A 13,267-nucleotide genomic window follows, 5' to 3' on the forward strand; every position below is an offset into this window, starting at 1 on the left:
GTTAGCCCCAGCTGGAGCCGACGGCGGAGTCGGTGCTGGCCATGTTGGATCCGGCGGTTTGGACTTTTTGGCCGTGGGCGTTGGCTTGTTCGTAGATGACCTGGAAGTTGCGGCCCAACGCGGTGATGAACTCCTGGCAGGCCGTGGATCCGGCGCCGCCCCAAAAGTCGCCGGCGGCAAGGACATCGCGGATGATGGCCTGGTGCTCGGCCTCCAAAGAGGCGGCCTGGGCGCGAATCAGCGCGCCATGGGCGTCGACGTCGCCGAACTGGTAGTTGATGCTCATAGTCGTGTCTCCTAGGTTGTCTGGTCGGCGACCCGCTGCGCCCGGCTGCGCCGCGCTTGCGATCGCCTCTAGCTGGACAGGATCTGCTGGGAGGCCTGCTCTTGGGCCTCGTAGTTGTTGGCGTCGCGGATCAGCCCGTCGCGCACCCCGTGCAGCATGTTGACGATGTTGCGGAAGGCTTGATTCATCTGGCTCATGGTGTCGTAGGAGGTGGCCTGGGCGGTTCCGCTCCAGCCGGCACCGGCAATGTTCTGGCTCGACGCCCACATCTTGCGGGCCTCGTCTTCGACGGTCTGGGCGTGCACGTCGAAACGGCCCGCCATGTCCCGCATCGCGTGCGGATCGGTCATAAACCGAGCAGTCATCGAAATCTCCTCCGGTAGTGGGACATTGACTGGAACGCCGGCCTCACATGACGCCTCCATATCCGGCGGACGGCGGGCGCGCCATCACGGTGGGAACCGACCCGTAGCGGGGGCCGGGGCTGCTGCCCGGACCGCTCGCCGCCCCGCGGGGCAGCCCGCCCAACACGCTTGGCGGCGTACCTGTGAGTGGGTTCGCGCCCGTCCCCGGCATCGCAGCACCGGCGGACGTCAGCATGCCCGTCTGGACCGACGTGCCCCAGCTCGGCGGCACGGACAACGGGCCCAGCGAGGCCGCCTGGCCGACGCCGGCCAGCACACCCGTGTTGCCGATGCCCGATTCCAGTGCGCCGGCCGCTCCTTCGGCTGCCTCCCAGGCGCCAGCGGTGGTCAAGCCCTGCAGGGTTTGCGCCATCCCCAGCACGCTGGACAGTGCGTAGAGCGGGGTCGCGGACACCATCAAATAGCCCGGAAGCAAACTGGGCCAGTCGTTCATAATCCCGGAGAGCCCCGACGAGCCAGACCCGCCTATTACCGAACCCCACGGTGTGGTGACGCCGGTGGACGACGACGTGCTCGTGGCCGGCGACGACAGCTGCTGCAGCGCATTGGGAATCGCGGAGATCAGCGGCGAGAGCGTGCTCTGCTGCGTGGCCGCGGCGCCGGTTGCGTGGGCGACCGCGGCGCCCTGGCTGGCCAGCCCGGCCGTGTTGGTGGTCTGCGGCGGCGACGTGAACGGCGTCAACTGGGTAGCCACCGCGGAGTTGGCGGCATAGCCGTACATCGCCAGCGCGTCCTGGGCCCACATCTCGGCGTATTGCGCTTCGTTGGCGGCGATTGCGGGCGAGTTGATGCCGAAAAAGTTTGTCGCGGTCAGCGTCGCCAGCTGTGCGCGATTGGCCGCGACCACCGCCGGGGGCACCGTCATGGCGAACGCGGCGTGATAGGCGTCGGCGGCGTCGCGGGCCTGTGCGCCCGCTTGTTCGGCCTGCGCGGCCATCGCCGACATCCAGGTGGCATATGGTGCGGACGCCGCCGCGGTGGACGCCGACGCCGGGCCGCGCCATGGTCCGCTAGTCAATGCCGAGATCACCGAGTTGTAAGTGGATGCCACGGAATGCAATTCGGCAGCCAACCCGTCCCAGGCCGCCGCGGCCGCCAACATCGATTCCGATCCCGGACCGGCATACATCCGGCCGGAGTTGAGCTCCGGCGGCAACGCGCCGAAATCGAGCACTGCGACCATCGCTAGCCGGCCGTCACCGCGTTGGCGGCCTCGGTGGCCGCATACGAGCAGGCGCTGGTGCCCAGGGTGTTGACGAACATCTCGTGAATCGCCTCGGCCTGGGCGCTGATCGCCTGATACATCTGCGCGTGTGCGGTGAACTGGGCCGCCGTGAGCGCAGACACCTCGTCAGCGGCGGCCGGAACCACGCCGGTGGTGGGAGCCGCCGCCGCGGCATTGTGGGAACTCATCGCGACGCCGGTGCTATGCAAGTTGGCCGCCGCCGATGTCAACGCGTCCGGCTGGGTGGTCACGAACGACATGTGCTTCTCCTAGTGAGGGGCCGGCGAGCCGGGCAAACCGGCTACATGCACTGAAGCCATAATACATACTTTTCGGATGCTGTATAGCGATGCCACTAACCTTTGGTATCTCGGACATCCCGGAGCAAGCGCTTAAGCTAAGAACCTGGTAGTCCAGCAAGTGGCTGCCCACCACTTGGCCAGGCCGCGGCATTGATGCCAACTCCCGAAGCGGCTAGCCAGTGCGCCCGGCCAAAGTGGCGGTGCGCTCCGTTCGAGGGAGATGTCCCAACCTATGAATCCGAACCCCGCGGGCGTCTCATCATGAACCAGCCGACCGACAGCCGAGCGGACTCGACCCGACAGCAGATCCTGAACGCAGCCGCACACCAATTCGCCCAGCGGCCGTACCACGACGTCGGACTCGACGACATCCTGGCTGAAGCCGAATTGACCAAGGGCGCAATGTATTTCCATTTCCGCTCGAAGCATGCGCTGGCGTTGGCGATCATCGAAGAGCAAGCCACCGTAGGCACCGCGGTCATCCGGGACCTGCTCGCCCGCAAACTCTCGGGATTGGAAACCCTCGTCGAGTTCACCTACGTGATCGCAGTTCAGGACGTCGGCCAGGATGTGGCCCGGGCAGGACTGCACCTGCTCGAGACGGTGGGCCGCGCCGAGAAGTTCCAGGCCAGGCTGTTGGCGGACTGGATCGAGGCGCTCGCCCGCGTCGTGAAGCGCGCCATCGCCGAGGGCGACATAACCGACCAATGCGATCCGCAGGACGTCGGACGCCTGGTCGTGTCGCTGTACTTGGGGATGCGCCATACCGGCAATCTCGACGACGCGGAGCAGTTTTTCCTCGAGCTGGAGAAGATGTGGGCGCTGTTGTTGCGCGGCATGGTCGAACAAGACAGGCTCGAATACTTCAGCCAATTCGTCAGGCGACGCACGGCGCTGGCGATCCGCACCGCCACGAGCAGCTGTTAGGCTTGCCCGCGCCGGCCGGAATGTGAGACGCCGAAGGCCCCGATTCTCAGCAGCTCGACCGAACTCCGGAGGTGCAGGCGATGGCGCGCCAGGTTCGATCGGAAGCCACCCGGCGGAAGCTCATCGACGCGGCGATCGAGGTCTTCAGCGAAGTCGGCTATGCGAGCGCCGCGCGGGCCGCGATCATCGAGCGCGCGGGAATGACCAAAGGTGCTCTCTACCACCACTTCGAGTCGATGGATTCGCTGGCATCCGCGATCATCGAGGAAGGCTCCGGCGTCGTCCTCGACACCTTCCGCACCATGTGCGACTCGTCCTCTCCCGGGCTGGAGAACATGATCCACGGCATGTTTGCGGCCGCGGAGGTTCTGGCATCCGACAGGGCCGCGCGCGTCGCGGAACAACTGATGTTTGCTCTCGGCGAATTCAACGAATCCGCCTCCCGTGTCTACGCAAACTGGTTGGAGGCCATGGCTACTCAGGCCGGCCGGGCAAGCGCGGAAGGCGACCTGAAAGAAGGACTCGACCCGCACGCCGTCAGCGAGTCGGTCGTCGGCGCCATGTTGGGCACGCGCCTGCTATACAGGGCGACGTCGGATGGCGACCTCATCGGCCAGTTGAGCCGCATGTGGGAACTGCTGCTTCCTGCGGTCGTGGCCGACGCATCGTTGCCTTATTTCCGCGAATTCCTGGCCCGGGAAGCGCTGCGGCGCAACGGGGCGTCGCCGTCGACCGAGTGACTCACGCATGGTGAGGATCATTGACGTCCTTGCAGGATTCCCTCGATATTGCGTTCGGCGAGTGCGGTGATGGACATGAAGGGGTTGCAGCCCAGGTAGCCGGGCAGTAGCGACGCGTCGTTGACGTAGAGCTTGTCGTATCCCTTGACCCGCCCGTAGCTGTCCGTGGCTCTCCCGCGGACACACCCGCCCATCGGGTGAACAGTGTTGGGGGCGAAGACGTTTCCCTCGAAGATGTCGTCGCGGTAGTCGACGCCGTTGGCCAGGACCACCTTGTCGAAAACCGCCCTCGCCTTGGACGTCAAGTTCTCGGTATATCCCTGGGGCCAGTCGATGCTGATCGAGTCAGAACGCCGGTCATAGGTGATCTCGGCACGGTCACCGGTCTTGACCATCACGTAGTAGCCCAGCGTGAGAGTCTCCACCGGCAACGGAAGCGAGAACATGCTGGCGTACACCGGGTTGTCGGGATCGTCGCGGCCGTCGAGGTTGATCATTCCCATCAAGGACTGCTCAGTGCCCGCCGGATCGCTCTCGTTCAGCGAATGGGCGACCATGATGTCGCCGTTGTTGCCGTATCCGCGGCCGATTTCCTCGCTCAGGTTGGGCAGCGTCCCGGTGTCCCGGGCTTTCAGCAGGATCTTGGTCGTACCCAGCACGCCTGCATTGAGATGCAGCTGGTCACAACCGAATTCCGCACGCCCGAGCTCGTTGCCCCAGCGGTCGATCTCGCGGGTGGACACCACGTACTCGCCGTCGCGCTCTCGACGAATATCGGTCACCTCGGTCAAGGGTTTGAGGCTGACCTTGCCGGTGGCCAGCGCGTCGCCGATGTAGGTCTGGTCGACGCTGCCGAACCGGCCGTTGTTGTTCCCGTATTGCTGCTCGAGTGCGAGCGCTGAACGCTCAACCTTGCCCACCTCCTCGTATCTGATGTAGGGGAAGGAGAAGGCGCTGCCGTTGTAGTCCACTGAATATCCGGCCGCCGCCGCATACTGCCGGCCGACCCGTGCGTACTGGAAACACGGTGTCTGCTCGAACCACCGCATGTCGCGATAGTTGATCAGCAGCATGTCCCTGGCCCGCTGCATGTACCGTCCGAGGAACTGCGCAGGGTCGATGTCGGGAAACGTTTCCCGAACTTGAGCCGCGGTGGGGATGGCGGCGATGGCCGCGTTCACCATCGACCCGCCGCCCACGGCGACGCCGCGGAAGACGTTGTGCGAGCCGTGTACGACCTTGTCGCAGATGCCGGCCTGCACGGGCTGGCGGGACGGCACGTGCTCGGCCACCGAGTTGATCGAGACGCCCCGAAACGACGGGACCAGGCTTGGTGGATGCCGGGTGAACCAGCCCGCGCGAGTATCCGGCGGCAGCATCTTCGAGAATCGCTTGCCGTCCTCGTCGCGGGCGTCCCAGAGCCTGCCCTTTTCCAGGATCAGGGTCCTGACGCCGGCCTGGCCGAGCCGCAGGGCCGACACGCCGCCGCCGTAGCCGCTGCCCACCACGATGGCGTCGTAGTGCGGCCGCACGGTGGGCCGATGTCGGCTCAGCTGGAACTCGGCGGTTCCGGCGCCGGCGGCCGCCGCAGCGGCCATGGCGCCAAGACCCAGAAAACGCCGGCGGGAGACAACCATCATGCGCCCCATTGACCTGCTCCGATTCAGTGTTCGCGGCAGTCGAGTGTGGTAGCCGGCCTGGTCGGTCGGACTCCGACGGCAACCAACTCAGACTCCTCGATTCTGTATATAATCAGTCAGATAGTATCGAATCAGGCTATTTTAAAGTAATCAAGTCGTGATAACTTCCAGAAATGGGCTATCTGAATCGAACGACATCTTCCGGCACCATGCCCATCGACGGGCCGGTGGGACATCGGGTGGGTAGCACGGCGGCCTCGGACCCCGCTTGGCGCGGCGCCAAGAAGTACTTATGGCTGCTGGGGTCGATAGTGCCGGGGTTCGTCGCCGCATCGTGGCTTGCCGTGCAGATCAGCGGGCTCGGTGTGTTTTGGTGGTTCGCTCCGATCGTGACATTCGGGATCATTCCCGTCCTCGACCACCTGGTCGGGCCTGACGCGGACAACCCGCCCGACAGCGTCGTCGCGAAACTCGAGGACGACCGTTTCTACCGTTGGGCCACTTACCTTTACCTGCCCAGTCAATACCTGTCGCTGCTTTTCGCGTGCTGGTTGTGGGCCGGCGGTGGCTGGCTCACCATGACGTTCGTCGACAAGCTGGGACTGATGGCCACGGTCGGAATCATCGGCGGTGTCGCGATCAACGTCGCACATGAGTTGGGCCACAAGCGACCTCAGGCCGAGAAGCGGCTGTCCAAGCTGGCGCTCATGCAGAGCTGGTACGGACATTTCTTCGTGGAGCACAACCGCGGACATCACGTGCGGGTCGCTACGGCCGACGATCCGGCGAGCTCACGAATGGGGGAGACACTGTACTTCTTCATTCCGCGGTCCGTGGCAGGCGGCGTGCGGTCGGCCTGGCGGCTGGAAAGCGAGCGCTTCGCGCGGGCGGGACAGTCCCGGTGGAGCCTTAGAAACGATGTGCTCAGCGCCTGGCTGGCCAGCTTTGCGTTGTTCGCTGTGCTGACTGTCTGGTTCGGTGCCGTCGTGGTGCCGTGGCTGGTCGGGCAGGCGGTGATCAGTTTCTGCCTGCTCGAGACTGTCAACTATATGGAACATTATGGGCTGCAACGCCAGAAGCTGCCCAACGGGCGATACGAACGGGTGCGCGCCTCGCACAGCTGGAACAGCAACACGGTGATTGCGAACCTGTGCCTGTTTCATCTGCAGCGGCACTCCGATCACCATGCGCATCCGTTGCGGCGTTATCAGGCACTGCGCCATACCGACGAAGCGCCGCAATTCCCGGGCGGTTACGGGACCATGCTGCTGCTGGCCCTGCTACCGCCGTTATGGCGTCGTGTGATGGACCCGCGGGTGCTCGCTCACTACGGCGGCGACATTCGCCTGGCCGGGCTGAGCCCGCGGCACGAAAAGCGGCTGCTGGAACGCTATTTGCCGACGGCCACCGGCGCCGAGCGATCCTGCGTCCGCTGATGTCGGACTGGTTGCGCGACGTCGCGACCGATGTCGATTCGAAAGGATCGCTGTCCGGACGCGCCCGTATTCGGCGGTGGCAGCACCTGATCGAGACATTCCCGTCGTTCTCGGAGATGCGAGTCCTGGACTTGGGTGGAACGCCGGAGTCGTGGCGACTTGCGCCGCTGCGACCAAAGTCGGTCACCACGGTGAATCTCCTGCCGCAAGACTCGTGGAGCTCCGGGATCGTCGCAGTCCATGCGGACGCCTGCGATCTACCGAGATCTGTTGCGGCAGCGCACTTCGACCTTGTCTACTCCAATTCTCTGCTGGAGCATGTGGGAGGCCACGTGCGGCGGCAGCGACTCGTCGACTATGTCCACTCGCTCGGCGACCGGCACTGGGTGCAAACCCCATACCGTTACTTCCCGGTCGAACCGCATTGGCTCTTCCCGGGCCTGCAGTGGTTGCCTTACGAAGCGCGAGTACAGATTTCGCTGCGCTGGAACCGCGGCCACATCCGCACTCACACCCGAGAAGAGGCGCAGGACAAGGTCGACGAGATTGACCTGCTTGGCATTTCGCAGATGCGGCGATACTTCCCGACGTCGACAATCTGGTTCGAGCGGTTCGCCGGCTGGGTCAAATCCTTGGTGGCCATCCGAAGCTGATAGCCGGCTGTCAATCCGCGATGGCCGCGATCGGGCGGTGCGTCCTGACGATGCGGGCCGGAACGCCGGCCACCTCCACGTCGTCGGGAACCGATTTGGTGACCACCGCGCCCGCCCGGACACCGACACGGCTGCCGATGTCCGCGCCGAGCACCATGGCCAGCGGATAGAGGTACACGTCGTCGCCGATAACGGGCACCTTGCCCTTCGCCTCGCCGATCGTCACCCCCTGGTGGATGCGGCAGTTGGCGCCGACGCGCGCCTCGCAATGCACCCACACCGGGCCGGGGTGTGCGATCGACAGACCCGGGCCGAACACATTGCGGGATATGTAGAAACCGAACCGCTCACCGAGCAGCTTGGTCCGCAGTTGCAGCCAGGCGGCAACCACCCGCCCGAAGGGGGTCCGCGCTGTGTTCGTCCAATACTCCGATTTGCGCAGCAAGCGCTGAAAATAGGCCGGGCGCTGCAGGAACCGATCCCGCAACCGCCACCGTTCCAGCCCGTTGGCTTTCATGTCTGCTGCGAGGTAGGCCTTCAGGTCCTCACGGGTCCTGATCACGGGAACACCGTACTACAAGTACAGATGTCAAGCCATAGTGATACCCAAAGCCCGATATGAGTGGCATCAGCCTGCCGCGATCGCGGCGACTCTAGCGGCCGCCGGAACCAGCCGGGCGGGCACTCCGGCGACCTCGACATCGTCGGGCACCGATTCCGTGACCACGGCACGCGCGCGGACGCGGACCCGATTGCCGACGTCGGCGCCGATGATCATCGCGAGCGGATGAATCGTGACATCGTCGCCGATGACCGGGACCTTGCCCTTCGCTTCGCCGATGGTCACTCCCTGATGGATCCGGCAATTGGCGCCGACACGCGCCTGGTAATGCACCCAGATGCCGCCGGGCGCTGCGATCGACAGGCCCGGCCCGAAGACGTTGCGCGGGATCATGAACCCGAGACGTTCACCCACCAGCCGGGTACGCAGTTTGAACCACACGACGACGACGCGCCCGAGCGGTGTCCGGGCCGTGTTGGACCAGTACTCGGACTTGCGCAACAACCGCTGGAAATGGGCGGACCGGTGCAGGAACCGGTCGCGCAGTCGCCAACGCTGCAGGCCATGGGCGGTCATATCCGCCGCCAGGTAGGCCCGCAGGTCCCGTCGAGTCTTGATCACACCTGAACAGTACTAGAAGTACGATTATCGGCGTTAACTACGACCTACGGTTTGTCGCCAGTTCAGCGTTCCTCGGCCCAGAGTTGCTCGGTCAGATCCTGGAATGTCGCGAGCGCGACCTGGTCGTCGGAACGCCGCAGCGCCGATTTGCTCATCAGCGCCCGGACCGTCGAGCCGTCCCGATGTGCGAGGTCGACAACCATGTTCGCCAATGCGTGGACGACAGACAGCACGGACTCGGCGGTCGGCACGTGGTAAAAGATCTGCTCGAAGTTCAACGACAGAACTTCTTCGACGCTGTACCCCAACATCTCTGCGAACGCGGTGTTGGCGAACAAGATAGTGCCGTCTTGCATGACGGCGAGGACGGGAATCGGGATGCGCTCCAGGACCACTGACGCGGGCAATTGCTGCAGGGTAACCATCGGTGATTGGCCGGGCCAGTTTTGTCGCCGCTCCACCCAACGATTATCGGGCATGCCGGAGGCGCCGGTTATCGCAATTTGCCGGACCCGTAGGTCCCGTGACTCGATCGATCGACCTCGGCAGAAGTGGTCTCTCATAGGGTGTTCAGCGCGTCCTTGATGCGTCGTTTGACGGCGTCCGGGTCGGCTTGCAGGTCGTTCCATCTGAACATCGCCTCATAGGCAGGACCGTCGCTGCTCTGAAATCCCAGCGCAGTCACCATCGCGTCCTTGCGGGCCTGCAGGTCGTCGGCGCCCTGTCTGCGCAGCATCCGCACCATGCATGCCATCACGCAACCGCCCCTGCCGTATATGACCGACGCCGATTCCCAGCCGGCGTCCAATTCCGCCAGCAGGTTGTCGAGGTCATGCTGCAGCGTTGACCTCTTGATGGTGGTCATGTCATCCCCCAATGCGTCATGCCCATCCCCGTAGGTCTGCGGCGCCGCCAGGCGGGGCGGACCGAAGTTCCTCCGCTGTGGTGATTGGGATTGAGCACGACGCTCGGAAACACTATGGCATACGATTTGAATGATATTCAAGCCATTTTCATGGCATATGGTATTGGAGCCGCGTCAATAGCGGCCGCCCGGATACCGATAGTCAAAATCGGTTTTCCGGGCCAATCGCTGCCCACGCGGTCCGTCGGAATCCATTCGTGTAGCTGCCCGAAGCGCGCGAGGCGGCCGCTAAGACGTCACGGCGTGAGCCGGCGCCCTCGACGGGCTGGTGACCCATGGTGAGCGCAGTGCTGACGTACTGCACAGCTACGGCCACGGTGGACCCGTCGGTTTCCAGTCGTATCGCGAATTTCGTGTCGGTATCGGCGAGCACGTCTTCGACCAATATCGCAGCGACTGTGGAAGCCGCATGGCAGAAATCAGTTCTCGACCACCCTGTCAGCCAGTGGTTCACCATCTCGCGACATCGCGCAATGCTGCTCTCGTGTGCGGGCAAATCAGCGCTTGCGCGACGCCGATATCTGCGCGCGCCCTGCGCCACGAGGTCGGTGACCGCGGATTCCACCGTTGCATAGACGGGCACGTAGCGCGTTATTCCGTTGCGGCGCAAGGCACTTTGTCCATGGCGATGAGCGCAGACCAGGCCCATCGGGATATCCGGCCAGTCGGCGACGCGCCAACGGGCACTGGTGAACACCGCCAGCGCCGGTTCCTCCCGGATGGCCAGTCTGGAGATGTCGGTGATCACCGCGGCGGGCTCGTCCAGCGCCGCTTTGACGATAGCGTCGTGAAGCGGACGATACGTCGTGTCGTCAAGTATTCCGCCGACGGTGAGCACACAAGCATCCGCCGCAGGCGTCGTCGTGATTGACAGCGCGCTCCGCCCCCGGCCCATGAGGCGATTCTGCATCGTGGGAAGGCCACGGGTGAACAGATGTAAGAGCCTGTGAAACGGCCGGTCTTCGATTACTTCTGCTCGTCGGCCTGATACCGCGGAAAGACCGCAGTGGGCGCCGGCAGCCGGGTGCCGGACGCCAGCCGGGCGCCGATCGCGGCGAATGTCCGTTGCTCGGCGGGCTGGCCGAGCAGGTCGAGCAGCTTGCCCGCCGACTCGGGCAGCACCGGCTGAATCAGCAGTGCGGCGATGCGCACCGCCTCGCAGGTCACATACAACACGGTCCGGAACCGTGCCTGATCCGCCGGCGCCTCGCTTTTGCGCAGCACCCACGGCTGCTGCGCGGAGAAATACTTGTTTGCCGCGCCGAGCATCAACCAGATGACTTCGAGCGCCAAATGCATTGCCTGCGCGTCGAATTCGGCACGCACCCGATCCAGCAGCGCGTCGGCCGTCGCCAACAGCTCCCGATCGTCGGCGCTGAATTCGCCAGGCTCCGGCACGACGCCGCCGAGGTTGCGCGCGACCATCGACAGTGAGCGCTGCGCCAGGTTGCCCAGTTCGTTGGCCAGGTCGGTGTTGATCCGGGTGACCATCGCCTCGTCGCTGTAGCTGCCGTCCTGGCCGAACGGCACCTCGCGCAGCAGAAAGTAACGCACCTGGTCGACCCCGAACGTGTCGACCAGTGCAAGAGGATCCACGACGTTGCCCACCGACTTGCTCATCTTCTCGCCCCGGTTGAGCAAGAATCCGTGCGCGAAAACCCTTCGCGGAAGCTCGATTCCGGCTGACATCAAAAACGCCGGCCAGTACACGGTGTGGAACCGGATGATGTCCTTGCCGATCATGTGCAGATCGGCCGGCCAGTAGCGGCGGAACAACTCCGAGTCGGTGTCGGGGTAGCCGACGCCGGTCAGGTAGTTGGTCAGCGCGTCGACCCAGACGTACATGACGTGGTCGGGATGCTCGGGGACCGGCACGCCCCAGTCGAACGACGTGCGCGAGATCGACAGATCCCGCAGCCCGCCGGAGACGAAGCTGACCACCTCGTTGCGCCGCACCTCGGGGGCGATGAAGTCCGGGTTGGCCTCGTAGTGGGCCAGCAGTTTGTCCGCATACGCCGACAGCCGAAAGAAATACGTCTGCTCCTCGGTCCAGGTCACCGGCGCGCCGGTTTCGGTCGCCACCCGGGTCCCGTCGTCGACGACGGTCGTTTCCGACTCGGTGACGAACCGCTCGTCGCGCACCGAATACCAACCGGAATAGGAGTCCAGGTAGATGTCGCCGGCATCGGCCATCCGCTGCCAGATCGCCTTCGACGCTTCCAAGTGGTCGGGGTCGGTGGTGCGGATGAACCGGTCGAAGGAGATATTCAGCCGTCCCTGCAAGGCCTGGAACACATCCGAGTTGCGCCGCGCCAACTCGGGCGTCGGAATGCCCTCCGCCGCCGCGGTCTCCACCATCTTGAGGCCGTGCTCGTCGGTGCCGGTCAGAAAACGCACGTCGAATCCGTCGAGCCGTTTGAACCGGGCGATCGCGTCGGTGGCGATGTACTCGTACGCGTGCCCGACGTGCGGCTCGCCGTTCGGGTAGGTGATCGCCGTGGTCACATAGAAGGGCCTCATCGAGACACCACCTTATGGTGTGCGGGTGAGTTCCAAACGGCCGCCGCCGCCCGCTCCGGAGCCGCTGAGCCCCTTGGTCGACGCCCATACCCACCTCGACGCGTGCGGCGCCGCCGATGCCGACGGAGTCCGCGCGATCGTCGACCGCGCCGCGGCCGTCGGAGTCGAGGCGGTGGTCACCATCGCCGACGACCTGGCCTCGGCGCGCTGGGTGACACAGGCCGCCGACTGGGACCCGCGGGTGTATGCCGCGGTCGCGCTGCACCCGACCCGGGCCGACGCGCTCACCGGCGCCGCACGGGCCGAGATCGAGCGGCTGGCCGCTCACCCGCGGGTGGTGGCGATCGGCGAGACCGGAATGGATCTCTACTGGCCGGGGCGGCTGGAGGGCTGCGCGGAGCCGGGCGTGCAGCGGGAGGCGTTCGCCTGGCACATCGACCTGGCGAAACGGACCGGCAAACCGCTGATGATCCATAATCGCGACGCCGACGCCGAGGTGCTCGACGTCCTGCGCGCCGAGGGCGCACCCGACACCGTGATCTTCCACTGCTTCTCGTCGGATGCCGCGATGGCACGGGCCTGCGTCGACGGCGGCTGGCTGGTCAGCCTGTCCGGCACCGTGAGCTTCCGCAACGCCCGCGACCTGCGGGAAGCCGTGCCGCTGGTTCCAGCTGGGCAGCTGCTGGTGGAGACCGACGCGCCGTTTCTGGCGCCACACCCCTATCGTGGCGCTCCCAACGAACCGTATTGCCTGCCTTACACTGTCCGATCGTTGGCCGAAATGCTGGGCCGGCCCGCCGAGGAACTCGCGCGGGTCACCACGGCCAACGCCCGCCGCGCCTACGGACTGGCAACCAGTAGTTAAGAGTCCAGTAAGAGCGTGTCTCTGGAGTTGCCGTATGTAGGCCGGTTCGTTACCGTCTTGTGATCGAACGGGTGGGGCCGAAAGGCCCCTTTGCTGTGTCAGTGGGTTGTTGCCGGAGTTGTTGCTGAGGTCGGGGAATA

Annotated in this window: 16 protein-coding genes; 5 read left to right on the top strand and 11 right to left on the bottom strand. The window is 64.9% G+C overall.

Annotated features, from left to right (window positions below):
- Position 1: 1 nt before the first annotated feature.
- From G6N47_RS13100 to G6N47_RS13115, 4 genes are all read right to left on the bottom strand, one after another.
- Positions 2 to 286 carry a WXG100 family type VII secretion target gene (locus tag G6N47_RS13100; RefSeq protein ID WP_163659638.1) on the bottom strand — a complete coding sequence of 95 codons (285 nt, stop codon included), beginning with the start codon at positions 284 to 286 and terminating at the stop codon, positions 2 to 4.
- 68 nt (positions 287 to 354) lie between these two features.
- Positions 355 to 651 carry a WXG100 family type VII secretion target gene (locus G6N47_RS13105; protein WP_083131693.1) on the bottom strand — a complete coding sequence of 99 codons (297 nt, stop codon included), beginning with the start codon at positions 649 to 651 and terminating at the stop codon, positions 355 to 357.
- Between the two features lie 43 nt (positions 652 to 694).
- Complete coding sequence (locus G6N47_RS13110; protein ID WP_139799479.1) at positions 695 to 1,894, bottom strand: PPE family protein; 1,200 nt, start codon at positions 1,892 to 1,894, stop codon at positions 695 to 697.
- A gap of 2 nt (positions 1,895 to 1,896) precedes the next feature.
- Entirely contained in the window at positions 1,897 to 2,196 is a 300-nt protein-coding gene (locus tag G6N47_RS13115) for a PE family protein (protein WP_083131694.1), read from the bottom strand.
- Between the two features lie 300 nt (positions 2,197 to 2,496).
- On the opposite strand from G6N47_RS13115, the gene G6N47_RS13120 reads away from it, so the two are divergent.
- On the top strand, positions 2,497 to 3,165 hold the full coding sequence (locus G6N47_RS13120; protein WP_372517552.1) for a TetR family transcriptional regulator: 669 nt from the start codon (positions 2,497 to 2,499) through the stop codon (positions 3,163 to 3,165).
- A gap of 80 nt (positions 3,166 to 3,245) precedes the next feature.
- Positions 3,246 to 3,905: a TetR/AcrR family transcriptional regulator gene (locus G6N47_RS13125; protein WP_083131817.1), complete on the top strand. Its 660-nt coding sequence runs from the start codon at positions 3,246 to 3,248 to the stop codon at positions 3,903 to 3,905.
- 17 nt (positions 3,906 to 3,922) lie between these two features.
- On the opposite strand, the gene G6N47_RS13130 is transcribed toward G6N47_RS13125, so the two are convergent.
- A complete protein-coding gene (locus G6N47_RS13130) occupies positions 3,923 to 5,545 on the bottom strand; it encodes a GMC oxidoreductase (protein WP_083131818.1) in 1,623 nt (540 codons plus the stop codon).
- A gap of 209 nt (positions 5,546 to 5,754) precedes the next feature.
- Between G6N47_RS13130 and G6N47_RS13135 the strand changes: the two genes are divergently transcribed.
- Together G6N47_RS13135 and G6N47_RS13140 are read left to right on the top strand one after the other, a co-directional pair.
- The gene (locus G6N47_RS13135) at positions 5,755 to 6,981 is read left to right on the top strand and encodes an alkane 1-monooxygenase (protein WP_083131819.1); all 1,227 of its coding nucleotides are present in this window, start codon (positions 5,755 to 5,757) and stop codon (positions 6,979 to 6,981) included.
- Positions 6,981 to 7,634 carry a class I SAM-dependent methyltransferase gene (locus G6N47_RS13140; RefSeq protein ID WP_083131696.1) on the top strand — a complete coding sequence of 218 codons (654 nt, stop codon included), beginning with the start codon at positions 6,981 to 6,983 and terminating at the stop codon, positions 7,632 to 7,634. Before G6N47_RS13135 ends, G6N47_RS13140 begins: the two co-directional genes overlap by 1 nt.
- 10 nt (positions 7,635 to 7,644) lie before the next feature.
- Here the strand turns inward: G6N47_RS13140 and G6N47_RS13145 are convergent, their stop codons facing one another.
- The 6 genes from G6N47_RS13145 to metG all read right to left on the bottom strand — a co-directional run bounded on the left by G6N47_RS13145 (position 7,645) and on the right by metG (position 12,262).
- Positions 7,645 to 8,196 carry a serine acetyltransferase gene (locus G6N47_RS13145; protein WP_083131697.1) on the bottom strand — a complete coding sequence of 184 codons (552 nt, stop codon included), beginning with the start codon at positions 8,194 to 8,196 and terminating at the stop codon, positions 7,645 to 7,647.
- Positions 8,197 to 8,262: 66 nt separating this feature from the next.
- On the bottom strand, positions 8,263 to 8,817 hold the full coding sequence (locus G6N47_RS13150) for an LbetaH domain-containing protein (RefSeq protein ID WP_083131698.1): 555 nt from the start codon (positions 8,815 to 8,817) through the stop codon (positions 8,263 to 8,265).
- A gap of 62 nt (positions 8,818 to 8,879) precedes the next feature.
- On the bottom strand, positions 8,880 to 9,242 hold the full coding sequence (locus tag G6N47_RS13155; protein WP_083131699.1) for a PAS domain S-box protein: 363 nt from the start codon (positions 9,240 to 9,242) through the stop codon (positions 8,880 to 8,882).
- A 134-nt stretch (positions 9,243 to 9,376) separates the two neighbouring features.
- On the bottom strand, positions 9,377 to 9,682 hold the full coding sequence (locus tag G6N47_RS13160; protein WP_083131700.1) for a hypothetical protein: 306 nt from the start codon (positions 9,680 to 9,682) through the stop codon (positions 9,377 to 9,379).
- Positions 9,683 to 9,884: 202 nt separating this feature from the next.
- Positions 9,885 to 10,580: a hypothetical protein gene (locus tag G6N47_RS13165; RefSeq protein ID WP_083131701.1), complete on the bottom strand. Its 696-nt coding sequence runs from the start codon at positions 10,578 to 10,580 to the stop codon at positions 9,885 to 9,887.
- A gap of 128 nt (positions 10,581 to 10,708) precedes the next feature.
- Positions 10,709 to 12,262, bottom strand: a complete 1,554-nt coding sequence (metG, locus tag G6N47_RS13170; RefSeq protein ID WP_083131702.1) for a methionine--tRNA ligase — start codon at positions 12,260 to 12,262, stop codon at positions 10,709 to 10,711.
- A gap of 19 nt (positions 12,263 to 12,281) precedes the next feature.
- Here metG and G6N47_RS13175 point away from each other — a divergent pair, with 19 nt between their 5' ends.
- Entirely contained in the window at positions 12,282 to 13,127 is an 846-nt protein-coding gene (locus G6N47_RS13175; RefSeq protein ID WP_083131703.1) for a TatD family hydrolase, read from the top strand.
- Positions 13,128 to 13,267 lie beyond the last annotated feature (140 nt).

Origin of the sequence: Mycobacterium branderi, from assembly GCF_010728725.1 — a bacterium.
GTDB lineage: Bacteria > Actinomycetota > Actinomycetes > Mycobacteriales > Mycobacteriaceae > Mycobacterium > Mycobacterium branderi.